The 19,105-nt window shown below is 63.7% G+C and carries 7 protein-coding genes; 1 reads left to right on the top strand and 6 read right to left on the bottom strand.

All coding sequences use genetic code 11. From position 1 onward, the window contains the following. Both AC07O3_RS31520 and AC07O3_RS31515 read right to left on the bottom strand, forming a co-directional pair. Nucleotides 1-10,861 (bottom strand): Ig-like domain repeat protein (locus AC07O3_RS31520; RefSeq protein WP_495341207.1); only part of this gene is annotated, 10,861 nt, incomplete at its 3' end. 533 nt (nt 10,862-11,394) lie between these two features. Next, the gene (locus AC07O3_RS31515) at nt 11,395-11,787 is read right to left on the bottom strand and encodes a DUF7281 domain-containing protein (RefSeq protein ID WP_495341206.1); all 393 of its coding nucleotides are present in this window, start codon (nt 11,785-11,787) and stop codon (nt 11,395-11,397) included. A 391-nt stretch (nt 11,788-12,178) separates the two neighbouring features. Here AC07O3_RS31515 and AC07O3_RS31510 point away from each other — a divergent pair, with 391 nt between their 5' ends. Then, the gene (locus AC07O3_RS31510) at nt 12,179-12,658 is read left to right on the top strand and encodes a hypothetical protein (protein ID WP_143042613.1); all 480 of its coding nucleotides are present in this window, start codon (nt 12,179-12,181) and stop codon (nt 12,656-12,658) included. Between the two features lie 482 nt (nt 12,659-13,140). Here AC07O3_RS31510 and AC07O3_RS31505 read toward each other — a convergent pair whose 3' ends face one another. The 4 genes from AC07O3_RS31505 to AC07O3_RS31490 all read right to left on the bottom strand — a co-directional run bounded on the left by AC07O3_RS31505 (nt 13,141) and on the right by AC07O3_RS31490 (nt 19,103). Next, nucleotides 13,141-13,590 carry a hypothetical protein gene (locus tag AC07O3_RS31505; RefSeq protein WP_495341205.1) on the bottom strand — a complete coding sequence of 150 codons (450 nt, stop codon included), beginning with the start codon at nt 13,588-13,590 and terminating at the stop codon, nt 13,141-13,143. Nucleotides 13,591-13,738: 148 nt separating this feature from the next. Next, on the bottom strand, nt 13,739-14,158 hold the full coding sequence (locus AC07O3_RS31500) for a hypothetical protein (RefSeq protein ID WP_093057159.1): 420 nt from the start codon (nt 14,156-14,158) through the stop codon (nt 13,739-13,741). A 9-nt stretch (nt 14,159-14,167) separates the two neighbouring features. Continuing rightward, nucleotides 14,168-18,655 carry an RHS repeat-associated core domain-containing protein gene (locus tag AC07O3_RS31495; RefSeq protein ID WP_495341204.1) on the bottom strand — a complete coding sequence of 1,496 codons (4,488 nt, stop codon included), beginning with the start codon at nt 18,653-18,655 and terminating at the stop codon, nt 14,168-14,170. Nucleotides 18,656-18,659: 4 nt separating this feature from the next. Further along, entirely contained in the window at nt 18,660-19,103 is a 444-nt protein-coding gene (locus tag AC07O3_RS31490; protein WP_307614794.1) for a DcrB-related protein, read from the bottom strand. Between the last annotated feature and the right edge of the window lie 2 nt (nt 19,104-19,105).

The following is a 19,105-nucleotide window of genomic DNA, read 5'->3' as shown; positions in this document are numbered from 1 at the left end:
AGTTGCCGCCAATGTCGCGGTTGGCGACGGCATTGCCGAGAGTGTCGTAGGTGGTCTCGGTGTAGAGCGTCTGGACGGTGTCATGGCGACCATCCAGGCCTTCGACGGAGAAACCGTCGCTCGCGGCGTTGTAGACGCCCACGGGCGGATAGGTCACCTTGACCTGGCGTCCGACCTGGTCGTATCCATAGACCGTGGTGCGCTGTTCGGGGCGCCCGACGCCCTCGGTGCGGCGGCTCAGATTGCCAAAACTGTCGTAGGCCAGCTCCGTGACGACGTTGCCGATGCCGCTGGAGCCGGCATCCACCTGCAACCGCCCGTCCGCGCCGGGCACGACGGCCGTGAGCGCCACCTGCGGAGATTCCTCGCGCACCATGCGCCCGCGCTGGTCGTAGGCATAGGTCCAGACAGCACCCTTGGCGTTGGTGTAGCTGGTCTTGTTGCCCAGCACATCGAAGCCCCACGATTCGGTGAAGCCCATGGCGTCGACGCTGGAGACGACACGGCCCCCCGCGTCGTACTGGAAGGTCTTGCCTCGGTCGCCGGGTGCTTCGACAACAGCATCCGCGATGGCAGCGGCAGTATTGGCGGTAGCTGACGGGATGGACAGCGCGTATTGAACGGTCTGGCGCACTTGTCCGAGGCCGTCATAGTCGGTCCTGGTCACGAAGCCCATGGCATCGAGGCCATAGACCGCGCGCCCCGCCGCATCGAAGACCTGGCGCGAGACCCGGTCGTTGTTGGCATCGGCGGCCGTGCGCGCGCGGATATCGCCTGCACTGGCGACAGTACTCAGCCCGGTGGTATCGATCGCCTTCGCATAGCGGCGGCTCTGGACGGTCTGACCCAGACCGTCATAGGTCGACTCGGTCGTGCCACCCAGGGCATCGACAGAGAAGACCTGGCGGTTGGCCTGGTCGTAGGCGAAGCGCTGGACGCGGTCGGCACCGGCATTGGCCGAGACGGCGGCCTGCAAGGCGGCCTCGGTATAAGTCGTGGCAGTACCCGGAGCTGTGACCGGGTTGGCGTAGCCCACCTGCCATGTCACATTGCCGAACGCGTCGTAGACGGTCCGCGTCACGCCGCCCAGCGCGTCGACCGCGAAAGTGCGCCGGCCCGCGCCGTCATGTGCGAACACGGTGATGCGATCGGTGCCACTGGCCACCGCGCTGGAAGGCAACGCGCTGGCTGCAACGGGTGTGGCGTACTGCACCTGGCGCACTAGGCGCCCCGTACCGTCGTACGTCGAGCCCGTGACTGCCCCCGTGCCGTCAGCCTGCCATGTCAGGCGGCCAGCCGCGTCGTAAACATTGCGGATACGCACGTCATGCGCATCGTCGGCCTTGCCCGCAAGGGCCGAGGCCAGCGAGGCTGCGCTCGCCGCATCGCCCGGGTTGACCGTGTTCGCGTAGCTGCGCTGATCGACCACCTGGCCGTTGCCGTCATATTGCAGGTGCGTCACTGCACCGAGCGCATCGACGCGCCAGGTCTGGCGGTTGGACGCGTCGTAGAAATAGGTGGTGGTCCGGTCGGACGGGCTGGATGCCACGTCGGCCGGATCGCCGCCTTCGGCCACCGGACTGGCGTACTGAATCCGGCGCGTGACGTTGCCGTTGGCGTCGTACTCGGTCTTGCTGACGGCGCCGATGCCGTCCACGCTCCAGGTCAGCCGGCCGGCTGCGTCGTAGACATTGCGCACACGCTGGTCGTGCGCGAGGTCCGCCACCGGCGAGGGGGCCGTACGGCCATCCCAGGCAGCCAGGGCGGCCGCCGTGAGGGGCGTCGCGTAGCTTTGCCGGGTGAGCACGTTGCCGGCGGCGTCGTAGGTGCGCTGCGTGACGTTGCCCAGCGCATCGACGCTCCAGGTGCCGCGGTTGATCGTGTCGTAGACAGTGCGGATGCGCTGATCGCGGGTTGCGTCGGCCACAACCGCAGGCGCGGATGTGCCATTCCAACTATTGAAGGCTGCCCCGGTCAGTGCTGTCGCGTAGGCGCGCGATTCGGTAACGTTGCCGTTGGCGTCGTAGAAGTTCTGGACCACGCTACCGGCGCCGTCGACCTTCCAGACGGCCCGATTGAGCGCATCGTAGACGGTGCGCACGCGCTCGTCGCGTGCAGCATCGGCGGTGACAGGCGGATCGCCGGCGATGTTCCAGCCTGCCAGGTTGATGCGGTTGGCATAGGCCCGTGTCTCGACGACGTTGTTGGTCTCGTCGTAGGTGTATTGGACGACGGCACCAGTGCCATCCACACTGAAGCGCAGGCGGCCGTCGCGGTCGTAGCGGCGGCTCTCGACCACATCGGAGCCGGTACTGACCACCACCTTGGCCTGGATCTGCGCAACGGTTGGGGCACTGCCCAGGCCGGTCGTGTCGATGGGCACCGCATAGGAAGTGCGACGGGTCACCTGCCCTTCAGCGTCGTACTCCTGCCTGGAGAGATTACCGAGCGCGTCCAGCGTGAAGACCAGGCGATTGTTGGCGTCGTAGGCATACCGCGTGGCGTTGCCGTTGGCGTCGATCGCGCGGGTGACGTTGTTGGCCGCGTCGTACTCGTAGCTGCGCGTGAGGTTCAGACCCGAGGGATCGACCTGTTCCTTGATGCGCCGGCCGGCGCCATCGTAGGTGTAGGCGGTGACATTGCCGTTCGGGTCCGTTACCGTCAGCACCTTGCCCGTAGTGTCGTGGGTGTAGCTGGTCGTGAGGTGCAGACCCGTGGGGTCGACCACCTGACGCACGGTCTGACCGGCAAGGTCGAACTCGATGCTTGTGACCACACCACGTGGATCGGTGACGCTGACAGCCTGACCCTTAGCGTCGTAGGCGTAGGCGGTGGTGAGGTGCAGGCCCGTGGGGTCGAGCGTGCGGGTCAGCAGCCGATTGGCCGCGTCGTAGGTGTAGTTGGTGATGACACCATTGGCATCGGTGCTGGTGAGCTTGAGACCCGTCTTGTCGTAGGTGGCGCCTGTGGTGACGGTCGTGTTGGCGTCCAGCGCAGCCGATGTCTGCAACAGGTTGCCGCTCTTGTCGTAGCGGTAAGTTGTGACGTTGCCGCGCCCGTCGGTGATGCTCTGGGTTTGTCCCAGACGATTGTGCACCGTGGTCACAACCACACCTTCAGGGGTCGTGACGGTGGTGCTGCGGCCCGTCGGGTAGTAGCTGTAGTAGGTCCGTTGGCCGAAGGCGTCGCTTGTCCCGATCACGCGGCCGAAGCCGTCGTATCCGATCTCGTGCTGACCGTTGAGCGCATCGGTGGTAGTAACTACTCGGCCCAACCGGTCGTAGGCAGTCTGGCTCCGATTGTTGTTGCCATCGAAACTTTCAACGACGCGTCCAAAGGCGTCATAGGTTTTGCGCTGCGTGATGGCGAGAGAGGCAGCGTCGCTCACGCGCTTCATTGCCAGACCGCGGCGGTCGTAGGCGGTGGTGTCGGTGACGACGTAGCCGCTTTTCAGTGCATAGCTGCTGGCGATGGCTTCGCGGAAAGCGTTGTAGGAATAGCTGGTGGTGCTACCCAAGGCGTCCGTGGTGCTGGCTTCGGTACCGGTGGCGGTGTAGGTATGCAGGACGTGCGTGTCCTTGGCGGCGTCGGCCACCGCGGCGAGCTGGCTGGCCAAGACTGCGGTGTTCAAGCCGCCGGGCGTGGAGGCTCCGAGGGTGCCGGCATCGACACGGGTGCCGTAGACGAGCTGTTCGTCGAGTTGGCCAAGCGCGTTGTACTTGCTCTCAGTGACTTCACCCAGGGCATTGACGGTGTAGCGCAGGCGGCCGATGGGGTCGTAGAAGAAAAGTGTTCGGTGGCCGTTGGCGTCGGTGGTGCTGGTGCGACGGCCCGCCGCGTCGTAGGCATGAGTCGTGCCGTTGGCAGTCCACAGGGCGAACGCATCATTCAAGGCCACGACGTCACTGCCGCGGCCATCGAGCTCCCCGATAAGGCGGCCCTGGATGTCGTAACGCGCGCGGCTGACGCGCTCGTCGGCGGTGCCCGCCGCAGTGGTGGTTTGCACGAGCCGGCCGACGCTGTCGTAGACGAACTGGGTGAGCGTGAGTTCGTGGTTCCTTCGGCTGACCAGTTGACCGGCATCGTTCCAGGTCTGCGTGGTGATCTGGTCCAGCGCATAGCTGGACGGCCGGATGCTTGCCAAGGTGGAGCTGCTGCCCACTGCACCTGCCTTGAAGGCATAGCGGATCACCTGGGTGACGTTGCCGCGGGTGTCATAGGTGGTTTCAGTGAGATAGCCTTCGCCATCGACCTGTCCGACGATGCGTCCTTGGGCATCGTAGAAGTTGTAGCTGTTGATGTCTGCACCGTTGGTGCCGGGACGCAGGCCGCTGAGGTTGTAGCTGGCGCGCGCGATGGCAATGGCCGTGATCCGCGCGGACAGGCTGGTGAAGTTCGCCGATCGGTTGGCGTAACGAATGCTTTGGGTCAGCTTGCCCGCAGCGTTGTACTTGTATTCGGTGAGGTAGCCCTCGGCGTCCAGGGTGCCCTGCAGGCGCCCGTCGCGGTTGTACAGCTCGGTGACAGTGCGGTCCTGCTGGATGTCCAGCGAGGCATAGACTGTGCTCATCGGCTCGCCCTGAACCGCTTGGGTGAAGCTGACCTCGCCGTCGGCAAAGCTCGCATTGCCAGTGTAGGCAGCGACGACGGTATGGGAGCCAGGAGGAATGAGCACACCGGAAAGCGTTGCCACGCCATTGAGCACGTTTGCCGCCCCGAGGAGACGTGTGCCTATGTAGAAGGCGACCAGTCCGCCCGATCCCGCGCCGTTGACGCTCACCGACAGCGTCCCGTCGCTAGCGATCGAAGCAGGCGTCAGATTGGTCAACGTCGCCGGGGCTTTTGTGATCGTCACGTTGGCGACCACATTCGAGCTCGCGTTGTTGGCATCGCCGGAATACACCGCCTGGACAGCATGTGAGCCTGCATCCAGGTCGCTCACCTTTAACGTTGCTCGGCCGTTGATCAACGCCACCGAGCCCAGCAGCCTCGCGCCATCATAGAAACTGACGGTGCCACCCTCCGGTCTTCCTTGCCCCGCGACCGTCGCCACGAGATCGACAGGCGATCCACTCACTTGGGAGCCCGGGGAGGCAACAAGCGCGACGGAACTCGCAACCGGCTGCGCAACGATCACCTGAGAGAGGCTGCTGGAAGTGGATGTCTTGTAATTCGTATCGCCGGCATAGCTGGCGGTGATGTTCAGCGTCCCAGCGGGAAGATTGCTCACCGTCAAACTTGCCACGCCGTTGACGACGGTTCCGGTCCCAATGGCGACGCCATCACGGTAAAACGTCACCGTCCCGCCGGCGGGCGGCCCCTCGAAAGTGAATCCGAGACTGGCGTAGTAGGTTGCCTGAGTCGAGCTTGGGGCGATACGGGCAGTGATCGTCAGAGGCGCACCGACTGCCGCCTGCGGCCTGCTTGTGTCGAGTTTGACCTCCGTCGCGGCGAGAGAAATCACCGCTGTCTTAATGCGCGTCCGCGTAACAATGCCATCTGCCCCGCCCGAGTGCATCACACTCAGGGAGTGATTGCCAACGGAAAGCCGCTGAATCAGCGCCGTGAATTTTCCATTGACAGCTTGACTCGACACATCCCCCGCAAGGAAGCTGCCTATCAGTTGTCCATTGTCAAAGACGCTGTAGATGCCGGTACTGAAGGGAGTGCTGCCAACCCCAAATATGAGCTGCTGTTGCGCTGGATAGCCGACCTCGCCAGTCCCCCCGTCCGTGATCTGCATGACAGTTGTATTAACTGAAGGCGCGACGCCTCCAGTTCCAACTGGCACGCTCAAACTCTGGGCAGTAACGCTGGACAGATAGTTGGTGTCCCCCGAATAGACGGCACGGACAGCAGCGTTCGACGGAAGGTAGTAGGTTTTCACCTCCGCTCGCCCATTCACCACATAGGCCGTGCCAAGATGGGTTGTCCCGCTGAAGAACGCCACCATCCCCCCGGAAGCACCTCCTGAAATCTGCGCACCGAAGACGATGGGGTTTCCGGTTTCAGCTGGCCTCACGGGCGGATCCAGCGTGATCGTGGTGGCGGCCTTGGCGACCGGCTGCTGGGCAGTTGCAGCACTGAATGCGTTCGTGCCATCACCCTGGTAAACGGCGCGCAAATTCGCCATGCCTAGCGGTAGCTGGGTTGTCGTCCAGCTGGCTTGTCCATTGACAATCGCAGCGGTCCCCAGCAACTGCCCCCCGCTATAGAAGTCGACTGTGCCCGTCGCCAATGGCGTCCCCAGTGCCGATGCAACTGTCGCAGTCAAGGTAATCGGCGACCCATAGGCGACGGATGACTGAGAAGTCGTCAGCAAGGTCGTCGTGGGAGTCGCTTGCGTGGAGGCCCAGATTCCCTGGGTAGTGCCCGAGGAAGTCCCGTTGTAGTTCGCATCACCTGAATAGGTGGCCGTGACATTGCTCTCGCCAAGCGGCAGGTTGCTCACCGTCAAAGTGGCCACGCCATCCAGTACAGTCCCGGTCCCGATGAAGGCTCCGTTGCGATAGAACGTGACCGTGCCGGTCAAAGGCGGACTGCCGAAGTCCCATGTTCCTGCTCTCGTGAGCTTTGCAGAAAGTGTGACGGGTACGTCAAGAACGCTCACGGCAATCGACGATCTGAGGCTGAGGATCGTGGCGGCTGGCTGAACGTTGAGTTGCAGCGTGCCGGAGGCCGAACTACCGCCTGCATCGGCGGCATATATCACCGTCAAGGAGTGTGTCCCAGGGGACAGGAGCGGCAACGTAAGAGTATTGCTGCTGCCTGCTCGACCAGCTGCAATCAGGGTTTGTCCTTCAAAGATGCTGAAGGTCCCGGTGGGCGACGGTACGCCGGACACACTGGCGCTGATCTGAACTCGGTCCGTGGTGGCACCGGGAGATGTCAGGAGAACCATGCCGGGTTGAACGGCAGGGGGATTGACGCCCGGCATCCATCCAGGAGTGGAGGTTCCCGTAACCGTGTCGACTCCACTCCACCATTTCGGTGTGCCGTCTGCTGTTCTGATTACCAGGTTGCCATCGTCCTGCAGGTAGAGTCGCTGAGCCCCTTGATTCCAGGTGCCAGAGTTCCAGACCGGAACATCCACGTTGACGTTCTTGTAGACCACGAGATTCCCGTCGGGCTGGAAGAACGCGCGCGTGGCACCTGAACCACCGGTCTGGGTATGCCAGACCGCCTGCATGCTCTCCTTGCGGTCGTAGACAACGAGGTTGCCATCGCGCTGGAAGATAAGCTGGTAGCGGCCGCTCGGAGAAAAGATCGATTGATCCGCAGTCAACGTCTCACCAAGCTCAAGCGAAGACGCAAACTGTGAGACTTGAAGCGTCGGCCCCTGCGTGATCACGCTGGCCTGATTTATCGTATCTCCAGAGTAGGCGGCGCTCAGCACCATGTTCGTACCAACGGGCAACAGCGCCGTCGTCAGCACGGCTTGTCCATTGATCACGGAGGCCGTGCCCAGCAGTGCGCCTCCTGCAAAGAACGTCACCAGGCCACTCGGTGCAGCCCCTGTGACGCTCGCGGTCAGAGTCAAGGGGTTGCCTTGCCTCGTCGCTGTTGCAGAAGTGGCAAGCACCACGGTGGTTGGCGAAGGAAGGGCCTGCCCGGAAGCATTGACCGTGCTACTGCCCTCATTCGTCGCATCGCCACCATATACGGCCCTGAAAGGCGCATCGGCAAGCCCCGGCGTGTAACCACTGAACTGCAGTACCGCGATGCCATTGACAACTGTCGCCGTTCCAAGCGCGACCGTTCCGCTATAGAAAGTCACCGTGCCTGTAAGCGATACCGAGGCTTCGCCCTGAGACTTGACGTTGGCAGCCAGCGTAATTCCGGAGCCATTCGCGACCGTGCTTTCCAGCTTCGTGATCGTAGGAGCCAGCTTCACGGTCAGCGCTCGTGACGCTGCAGTGGGTGCATGCGCCGCATCACCAGCGTACTCGGCCCGGATGCCCCAGACGCCTACAGGCAGGCTCGATAGAGTCAGTGCCGCCAGCCCATTCACGGCCGTGGCTGTCCCGATGAGCGTCGTACCGCTGTAGAACTTGACTTCGCCTGTGGCGGCCGCCAACCCAGGCGGCAAGGTCGTGGTCAACGCCGCCGAGATCGTGACTGCATCACCATAGGTCGGCATGTACGGCGAGAACTCCAGCATGACATCTGTAGTCGCCCCCGTGATCGTCTTCTGCACGATCGGCGAAATGCTCGCGGGTCTTTGCACATCCCCTGAATACGCAGCCCGAATGCTGTTCACGCCTATCGGCAACTCGTTCGTGACCAGTGTGGCTACACCGTTCACGACCATCGCACTGCCGATGACCGTTTCCCCTGCGAAGAAAGTCACCATGCCACCGGGATTCGAGCCCTCGATTGCGGCCGTCAACGTTGCTTGTGAGCCAAACGGAGCCGATGCTGCTCCGACCCCGAGCGAGATCCCCCCCACGGTCGCCGGATTCACGAGCAACTCGATGTTCGCTCCGCTGCCGAGTTGGCTCACGTCGATCGGATTGGCCAACTGCGTCACGCTCAGGATACGCGAGGCTCCGTCATAGGTCGTCCGCGTCGCGTACCCCAATGCATCCACCTGCCACGCAAGCCGGTTGGCCGTGTCGTAGAAGCGCCAGACCTTCTGGTCGTGAGAAGTGCCAGCGGGGCGCAGGGCCGCCAAGCTGGTCGTCGTGTTGCTCGGCGTCCATGCCGTGGTCGGCTTACCCGAGCCGTCGACCAACTGGGCCAACTGCACCGCACCGAGCTTCGTTGCATAGGCAATCGTCTCGCGCAACTGCCCGTTGGCGTTGTAGACGTACTCGATCACCGCACCCGTGGCATCGATGTCCGCGATCTTGCGGCCCGCCTCGTCGTACAGCATCCACTTGCGCACGCCTGTCGGGTCCTGCGTCATCAGCAGATTGCCATCCTTGTCGTAGGCGTAGCTGGTGGTGCCTAGCACCCCGGTACCGGCGCTTTGCTGGGTCACGCTGACGAGGCGTCCGGCCTTGTCGTAGGCCGACACGGTGACCAATCCGCTGGCAATGGCCACGCTGGTCTTGCCGTTGGCGTCGTCGTAGCTGGTGATCGTGGTATTGGCCGTCGCGCCGCCATCGAGTGATGGTGCGCTGACGCTGAGCACGCGGCCCAGGCCGTCATAGGTATAGGTAGTGACGGCACCGGTTCCATCGGGTGCCATTGCCGGCTCGATCTTCTGCAGCAGCAGCCCACGCGGGTCGTAGATGTACTGGGTGGTCGCACCGGTCTCGGCTACTCCCAGGCCGTCCGCAGCGGTGGCCCCATAGGTCGTGCTGCGGCTCAACTGGCCCCGGGCGTCATAGACCAGTTCAGTGAGCTCGGTGCGAGTCAGGTCCTGGACGGACACCCAGCCGATCAGATTGAGCTCCGTCGGCGCCTCGGTGAGGGCCAGAGCTGTCGTGTCATAGGTCGCGCCGGTATAAGTGATGACACTCGTGCGCTGGCCGTAAGCGTCGTAGCGGTATTCGGTGACGTTGCCCTGCGGGGTGACCGCAAAGCGCATTCGGTTGATATTGCCGGGCGCATAGACATAGCGCGTGACTTCGGGCAGCGCCGCGTCCTTGTTGAACACACCGCGATCCGCCACGGCCGCGTCAGCGTAGATCGCATCGGTCAGCAGCTGGTTGGCACTGTCGTAGGTGCGCACGCGGGTATCACCGGCCGAATCGATTTCCCTCGTCAGGTTGCCGTGGTCGTCGTACTGCAGCGTGACCTTGTGGCCTTCGCCATCGGTGACGAGGGTGACATTGCCCTGCGAGTCGTACAGGTAGCTGATCTGGCTCAGGCCGCTGGCGTTGGCGTAGGTAACGCCGTTGCGCACCTGGGTCAACTGGCCCTGGGCGTCGTAAAGGTAGACCGACTGGGCGCCTAGGGGATCGGTAACGGTCGTGGTGTTGCTGACGATGTCGTAACTGAAGCGGGTGATCGCGCCAAGAGCGTCCGTGACCGTTTCGACCTTGAAGATGCCACCGGCTTGCACGTAGGTAAAGCTCAGCTTCGTGCCGTCGCTCTGGGTGACGCTGGCCACGCGTTTGCTCGCGCCGTCGTAGGTGTAGGTGGTGACGTAGATGTTGTTGTCCGACACCATGTTATCGTCGGGCGAGAGGTCGACGATGACTTGCGACAGACGGTTGCTGGCGTCGTACGCGTAGCGGACAGTGGTGGTGGCGACGCCGCCTGAGACGGTACGGATCTGGGTGAGATTGACCCCGCTGTAGTCGTAGTATTGAGCGTCGCCGTTTGCCTGGGTAACCGAACGCACAGTGTCATTGGCGTTGTACGCGTAAACGACATAGTTGCCATCGGTGTCCATCGTGTAGAGCAAACGACCCACACCACTGGCTTGATAGCGCTCGCTGCGGCCCGTATCACCGTCGATCCAAACGAATTCTGAAGAGCCGCTGTAATAGTCGATGGTGTCGAAGGCACCGGAGCCAGCGGTACTGATGTAGCGCCCTTGGGCGACATCCCATGCATACACAGCCTGGGCACCGTCGCGGTCGGTGCGCGTCAGGGTACTGCCCGCAGCCCCCACGGCGCCGGAAGTCAGGACGACCTTCTGGCCGAAGGCGCCCACACTCCAGTTGTCGCCGTTGTCGTCGCCGAACGAGCCCTGGCTGTTGTAGGTACGCACGGCCTGCACGTTGAGCCCACGCCCCATGAGCACATCGTCTCGATCCTGCAGCACAAGGTTGCCGTTGGCGATGTTGACGAACGACTGCTCACCGCTGCGCCCTTGCCCCGCCGTGCCCAACTGAGCTCGCTGTCCCAGGGTAGCCAACGAGCTCAGGCTCAGGCCCAGACTATTGCCACTGACGATTGCAACCATTTACAGCCTCGACGATTCCGGAGAACCGCCAAGTGGCAACCGCGTCAGGAGGCCACCTCCCCGAGGCCGGGCCCACCCAACGCGGGCGAACCACCGGTTCAGGGCAACTCATCCAGCTGGGGCGTGATTTGTTTAGGACGAGCAGTAAAGGCCCTGCATCTCACTCAGGTTTTAAGCATTTGGGAATTGCGATGGATAACTTGACTGTGACCTGATCAGGGCGACGTCGCCGAATGCCCTTGGCGCCGGTCTTTGCCCCATGCACCGCGCCTTCATGAGTCGACCTACCACCACGCAAACCGTGGCGCCACTACTGGGGCGCTGGAGGAGGTGCGGGCGGCGTTGGCAACATTCCCGCTGCCTCAGCCCTATCGAATACCGGGTGAGCCTTGGACTTGCGGCATAAAACCAGTCCAAGTTTTTATCCGCACCCCCCTAGGGTCAGAGATCGGCGGAATTCAACACCCCTTTCGCAGGCAGCTTTAAACCCACGTCGAATCTTCGAGGCCGGATGAACCGAGCGAGTGGCCCGCTCAGCGGGGAAAACCCTCCTGATTCAGGCCTGTAGCAAGGCTGCGCATGCGACTCCAAGCCAAAACGATCTCGATATCATCTGAGGAGTCGAGATGGGCGCGGCTGTGCTGGTACGAATTCGTGTACAGCACTGTGCGCTTCTGCTCCAAAGCAGCCTCACGTAACGCCCGCCATGGCGGCAAGCAGAGGGCTTCCCGTCGCGGCACCGAGGCGGCCATCGAAAGTCCCTTGGGATCGAAGTCGAAGAAGGCGGAGGTGGGGCGTCGGTCTTGCGCGATCAGCTTGGCGGCCGCATCGGTGCCGAACAGGCGCGGCCCGCCGCGATACACAGCCAAACACGGGCGTTCCTTCACATGCTCGGACAACCAGGTGTACTCGTGCAGCTGCAGCAATGGCTCCAGGTGTCCGCGCCGAAGTAGAACTGAGCCACCGCTGATCTCGATTGCGCTGGCACTAACACTAGATGTCATTCGGGCCGTTGAGCGCGCCAGCGGGCGACAGGTCGCACGCGAGTTTGGGCCACGCAGGGTTGGTGATGTGCCTGCTTGCTGGGCGGACCCTTCCTTGGCGATAGCCACTCTGGGATGGCGCGCGAGCAGGAATCTGGAAGTCATCTGTAGAGACAGTTGGCGCTGGCAAGTCACAGGCGGTCATCGGTCCGAATCGTCGAAATGTATAGCCGCATACCGACCAGCGGTCGAACTTCACTATGCGGACAAGTCCGTCGCTAGTCGCAGCCCCGACGAGCCTTAGCATCTACTTCTCCCGCAACAGGCGTCTCCTATGCAACGAAACCCCTACATCCCTCCGGAGAGCTCTTTCGTCGCCTCATCCGGGAAAGAGAAGCTCAGTCCACGCCCCATCTCAGCATGGCTTCTATTGATCCTCCTGGCACTGACCGGAACGGCGCTCGCGGTCGGAATAGTGCGGTTCATTTTTCTGCTTGCACCGTACATCCGCCAGATTCCGAGTCAATGGAGCATCCTGCTGGGTGTTGGATTGCGCCTCGCGATACTGGGAGTGATCGTCATCGTGCTGGTAGGCATCTTCAAGCGAAAGCGATGGGGACGTTGGTTGGGCCTGCTGGCGCTGGCGCTTCTCGCGGTCACGGGCATCTTTGCATCCGACACGACGGCTTACGACAATGAGGCACAGCGATCCGGTGGCCTGTTTGTCCAGTTCATCGTCATGCCGGTGTTGCTGGTGTGGTGGGCCTATGCATTCGGGTTCTCCGCGAAAGCCCGGCGGTATTGGGCGGCCTGACCCCAAAGCCTAGAGAGCCGGAGGGTCGCACCAGCAATCCAGGGCGGAAGCGGCCTCCATGCCCCAGCAAGGCTGGCACAGCGGGCAGATAGAGCCTCGCCTGCTACAATCCCTCGGCCACTCAAGGATCTTGGGTACTGCCTAGCCAGGCAAGCTGAATCTCATGCCAGCGCGTCGAAGTCACTACGACGAGAAAAACAACAATGGCTTCATGCAAAAGAATTTGCCGTAGCGTGGACCGCGTAAGAGTTCACGACCATGTTCCCAAAGCCGCCCTCGAGGCGGCTTTTTCATGGGCCATGCTGCTCTGTGCGCGAACTCGTTGTTCCTCGCGTCCGATGCGGCGGACTTTCACCATGCTTTGCGACGTTCCTGCTTTGGGAAATGGCCTACCCCACGCAGCAATAGATGGGCTTTCTCCAACTGGCCGAGCGATTTCTAGATCTCCGTGGTCAGCAGCAGCCCATGACATTCAGACGACTCTACGGTGTTTCGCCTGTGGCGGGGCATGGATAGAGTTCGCGCATGTGCAGACGGAATGCCTTGTCCATCGGCATCGAGCGCTGCTCGGGCGGCAGGCGCAGTAGAAAGGGAACCAGCGTATCGGTGGTCATCTTCAGGCCACCGACGGGGCAACTGTCGAGCGTCGTGCCCGCACTCTTGGCCTTCTCGTAATCCACCCGATAGGATTCCCCGATGTGAGTCAGTCCGCGAAGGGCCGAGACGTATGCCGGGTCTTGTTCCGCACGCACAGGCCCGATCTTGCTCAGTACCTCCATGCCGCGCAGGAAATCCGCCACGGTCAGCGTCGGGCTCTTGTCCGGCGTGATGGCCTGCGGCAGGTCGCGTGAAACAGCAAGGACTGGCGTGGTGGCGAGAACGGTGCCGAGAAGTGCCGATCCAAGAAAGGGCTGCATCAGGGCCTGCCTCATGATTACGAGCCTTGCCAAAACCACCACCGTCGTGCGCAGGTCGAGTAGGCGTAGACCCAGGGTGTCGTAGTGATCTTTCTCATCAACTTCTGGTGCTGCCAGGAGGAACAGCGATCCGAGGCGACTCTGGGTATGAGTGTGATCACCCTCAGATCAAGAAGACGGACAGGTACTCGAACACATGGTCCAGCGGCAGGTGATCCGTGAGTTGATCGAAGTCGTCGAAGCCATCAGGCAGTGGCAGGCCAATGCCTTCGATTCCGTCCACCACCACTGCACCTCCCCATGCTACCTGAGTAGTAGAGTTCTTCAAGACCTCACTGACCGTCATTCCAGCCCAAAGCTTGCCCTCATAGCGGCCTTCGAACCCGGAATTGCACATCACCGAGTAGATCGTTCGCCTCTCGTCGTAGCCGATAGTGACAAGCCCATCGTCGATGGACACGATGCCATCGGAGACTTCCAGCACATGGTGGCTCCGAAGTCCCTCGATCACCGCATCAACTGGGCTTTGCAGTGCAATGCCGCCGAGCGATTTGCCAGGGACGATGTCTTTTGTCAGTTTCATGCTTTGGATTCAGATAGGTGTGTTCATCAGGATGCCGTCGACATAGACGGGGCTGTCGACGATCTTGTTGTAGTTGGTAAAGCCTCCATGGCCGATGCGGCCTTGCACCTGCCCATCTCTGTAGACCTTCCAATAATCCGACTTGTGGATCGCGTTGGGGCCGCCCGGGTGATAGTCGAGGACATCCTTGCTGCCGGCCTTTGTGACCCTGGTGTAGCGAGTATGCGGCGTTGCCGTGGGACTGGTCTGGTGGACGCTCGGCGTGTATCCCTTCTGCCGAAGGAAGGCATCCACTTCGCCTGGTTTCTTTCCGGTCAGGGTCTTTACCCAACGGCTGGTGATGCGGTTCCTGCGATTGAATGCCTTGCCGCACACCCATCCCCACGGGTCTATCCATTCGACGGGGTTCGGCGCGTACTGATAGAGATTGAGTCCGCCTGCCAGCCCGATCGGATCGCTTGTCGTAAACCTCCCCACATCCGGATCGAAGAACCGGAACGTGTTGTAGTGCAGCCCCGTCTCGCGATCAAGGTACTGCCCCTGGAAGCGCAGGTTCTGCGGCGCAAGCTGCGCCGGGTGGTATTCCTCCTGCACAGTGTTGCCCCACACCCGGTAGCGCGTCTGCCACAGCAACTGGCCATCGGCGCCGGTCATCTCTTCCGGTGCGCCGTTGGCGTCAGTGTGGAAGTGCAGCACCTCCTGGTGTGCGCCGAGGCCGTCCACGCGCGCCAAGGGTTCGTAGCTGTCCTCGGCGGTATAGAGGTACAGGCTGTGCTGGCTTGCGCTGTGCTCGCCTGCTAGGCGCATGCCATCCCAGAGGAATTCGGTCGTGCCGAGAACGTGGCCGTCGGCCCGTACGTGCGTCTTGGCCGTGCGTCGCCCGATCGGGTCGTACTCGAAGCGCACGATGCTCTCGCCCTGGCGGTCCCGGATGTCGACCGCTACCAGCCGGTGTTCGCTGTCATAACGGAAGCGCTGCACCGTGTGGTGGCCGATGCGCTTGCACAGCAGGCGACCGAAGCGGTCCCATTCGTAGCGCTTGTCCTGGTAGACGCGCAGGCGGTTGTTGCGCACGTAGCCGGAGCTGCCAGTGCCGGGCGTCGATCCGTCGCCGTCGAGCAGGTTCGCGGCCTGGTCGTAGCGGAAGGTCTCGGCGGGCACGCCGGGGTTGGCCTGGTGGTACTGGGCCTGCAGGATGCGGCCGGTGGCGTCGTAGCGCAGCGACTGGCGGCGTTCCGGCGGCAGGCTGCCGCCAGCACCGACGCCGCGCCCCTGCACGTCGACGAGACCGCCGTGCCCGCCATGGCGCCTGCGGGCGCGCACGATCAGGTTGTCGGCGAAGTCGTATCCGTAGGTCTTGTCGAGCAGGCCGCTCGCAGGGGCCTGGCCGCCAGGGTCGCCGGCCAGCCGCTGGCGGCGGTGGGCGAGGCGGCCAGCGCGGTCGTAGCCGGTGGCGGTGGCGATGCGGCCCTGGCTGCGCAGCACCTCGCGGTGCAGCCCGTCGCGCTCGAAGTCGCTGATGACCTTGCCGTCGATGTTGACCTGATGCAGATGGCCTGAGCCGTAGTACAGCCGATTGATGCTGCGTCCATCGGGCAGGCGTGTGCTCAGCAGATTGCCGAGTTCGTCGTAGGAATGGCGAAGCGCGCCGCCGGCACTACTTTCATCGGTGAGCCGGCCCAGGGCATCGTAGGCGAAGCCGAGGCATTGGCGGACGCCTTGCGCGCTGGTCTGCTCGATGGCCAGCAACTGGTCGGCGGCGTCCCAGCGGTAGCTGATGGAGGTATCGCCGGTGTTCCTGGCGAGCAGGCGGCCGACGGCGTCGCGCTCGAGGCGATGGACGATGGGTTCTTCGTCGCCGGGCTCGACAAGCGCTTCGTTGGCTGCGCCTCCCGCGGCCCGTGAGTCGTCGTGCGCGTCAGTCGCATCAGGCGGGGCCGGTATCCACGCAACTTCGGTGACCTGGCTCAGCGCGTCGTAGCGGTAGCGACGTTCGCTGCCGTCGATGTCAGTCTGTGCGCGCAACCGGTCGCCTTCGTCCCAATCGAAGCGATAGGCTTGGCCGTTCTCGTTGTGCAAGGCGATGAGCCGGCCATAGGCGTCATGGTCGAAGCGCACGCGCCGACCCATCGGGTCCAGGCGCTCGCATACCTCGCCGCCGGCGTCCCGCCGATAGGCGGTGACGTGGCCGGCAGGGTTGGTGAAGGCGTGCAGCAGGCCGGCGCGGTCGCGCTCGTAGCGCTCGATACGGCCGTCGGGTAGCAACACCTGCCGCAGCCGGCCTCTTGCATCGTGCTGGTAGTGGGTGGTCTCGCCGATGGCGTCGGTCACCGACTGCAGGTGGCCCATCGCGTCCCAGGCGAAGCGGGTGCGCTGGCCGGAACAGTCGATGTGCTCCCGCAGCAGGCCGCGCTCGTCCCAGCGCAGATGCTTGTGCTTGCCGGTGGCGTCGGTGATTCGCACCACCTCGCCGCGGGTGCCGTGGGCATACACGGTGCGCTGGCCCAGCGGATCGATCTCGGCCACGAGGTTGCCGTGCTCGTCGTAGACGTAGCGCCAGGCGCGGCCGGCGGCGTCCACCTCAGTCAGCGGCAGCGAGGCGAACTCGAGCCAGGTGCTGGATTCGGTGCGGCCCAGCGGATCGGTCTCGCCGGTGAGGTTGCCCGAGGCGTCGTAGCTGCAGCGCCATTGGCCGCCCTTGGGGTCGACCGCGCCGAGCACCTGTCCGTCGTCGTTCCACTCGAAGCGCCAGGTGTGGCCGAGCGCATCGGTATGCCGGACGATCTGGTAGGCAGCGTCCCATTCGCGCTCCACGCGGCGGCCCAGGCCGTCGATGGCCACGGTGAGGCCGGCGGCGAGGTCGTACTCGAAGCGGTATTCGTCGCCCAGGTCGCTCCAGTAGCGCGTCACACGCCATTCTGCGCCGCGCGGGCCCGCGAATTCGGTCCACTCGTAGTGCGAGCGCAGGCCGGTGGGCAGCTCGTGCATCGTCATGCGGCGGCCGGCGTCGTAGGCGAAGCGGCGCACCACCTTGCCGGTGGCGTCGACGACCTGCGCGAGATCACCCGCAGCGTCGTAGTCGTATCGTGCCAGCACCACGCGCTGGCCGCCGTCTTGCGGCACGGTCTCGATGCGCTCCACGCGCCGCGGATGCGTCGCCGAGTGGAAGAGCGCGATGCGAGACGGGCCTTCCTGTTCCTCGACGCCGCACAAGCGGCCCTGCTCGTCGTAGCGCAGCTGAAGGATGTTCTCGTTGCGATCGCCCACCAGCACCAGTCGCAGGCGCGCGTCGTCGTGCGGGTCCTGCTCGAACAGGCGGTGGATGCCGTCCATGCTTTCGACCACCATGCGCCCGTCCTCGGCGCGACGGAAGGCAAGCCCTTCGCCGGCGTTGAAGAAGGCATCGGGCGCCGAGACTTGGCCCATGCCGAGGCGCCGGCCTTGCTCGTCGATGTAGACGAACTGTTCGCCGCCGTCGGGATGCGCGTCGCGCACGATCTCGACCTCGAAGGGCACGCTCCAGCCGACCCCGAACAGGCCGCCGGTACGCGCGTCGCGGCTGTTGTAGAAGCGCTGCCACTCGATGGGCAGCATGCCGGGCAGGCTGAAGTCGAGTTCGTCTTCCTCGCCCAGCACCTTCGCGCCCGTGGGCGCATGCACTGGCCGAGGCGAACCGAAGGCTGCATTCATGGCCTGGCCCGCGATCACCGAGGCCCCCATGCCGATCGCCATGCACGGCAGCTGCCGCAGCAGGTTGCGCGGATTGCCGCGCAGCAGCATCAATGCGGTGATCGCCAGCGCGATGCCGGGTGTCTTGCCGCTGCGGATCTCGCGCACCACCACCGGCGGCCCGCCGATGCGCACGTTGTGCGACACGCGCCGGCCGGCCGCGTTGTCGCTGACCGTGGCTTCGCAGGTGCTGCGGTCCTTGCTGCGCACCGCGGGCTGGCTGTTGATGTAGACCTTGCTCGAACCCTCCGCCAGGTACTGCTCCTCCATCGGCGGGTGCTTCTCGCAGTCGATCTTGTCGTCCTCGCAGGGCACGGCGCGCGGGTCGGGCGATGCGACCGTGGGCTTCCACATCTGAGAGAAGAAGTTGCCCACCTTGTCGAGGAAGCTCGGCTCCGGTGCGGGCGAAGGCTCCACGCTGGCGCCAGGGTCGATCATGCCGGCGGCACGCGCAGCCGGTTTGGCGTTGGTGCGGGTGTCAGGCGAGCCGGTGCGTATCCACGCCTGCTCGGAGGGTGGGAAGAGCGCGTTGCCTATCTCGTCGCAGACGGCCGTGATCTTGTCACCGGCACCGTACGAAAGCGCTGCGCCGACCACTGCGCCAAGCACCACAGCGCCCACGCCGCAGGTCAGGCCGGTGACGGCGCATGCGAGCGCGCCGGCGGCGGCATAGGCCGTGAATTCCAGGGCGCCTGAAACCAGGTCGGCCCAGAAGCTGGTGTGCAGCAGCGGATCGCCTTCGCGCGCCGCCCAGAGTGCGTCACTCATGGCCTCAGGCTTTCGAAGCGGCCGGGGCGGTGAATGCGAGGCTCGCCTTGATCGCCTTCCAGTGCTCGAGGTCGGCATCGCCCAGCGGCTCGGCCTTCACGTAGCTCAGCGCGAGCATGACCGGCGCGCCGGGCAACTGGCAGGCGAGCTGGTACTGGAACACCTTCTCGGGTCCGCGGACGAACTGGTTGCGGATCTCGATGCCTGGAATGTCGGACTCGGCGCCCACGGTCACGGCCTGCCGGTCGTGGAAGTGGAAGTTCTTCACCTGCTGCGACAGGCGCTTCATCTGCTGGTCGAAGTTCTGCTCGAGCGTTTGGCCTTCGAGCGCGCCGCGCGTCACGACGAGCGTGGCCGAGAGGGCCGGAAACTTGAGGATGTTGACCGACATGTCCTGGTGGCCGGAGTCGGGCAGCGCGAGGCGGAAGTCCTGCGTGAGGTAGTCCATGG

Source organism: Variovorax sp. GW821-FHT09D05 (assembly GCF_059416325.1).
Note: the sequence above shows the minus strand (reverse complement) of the source record. Positions and strands in the feature narration are given on the sequence as shown.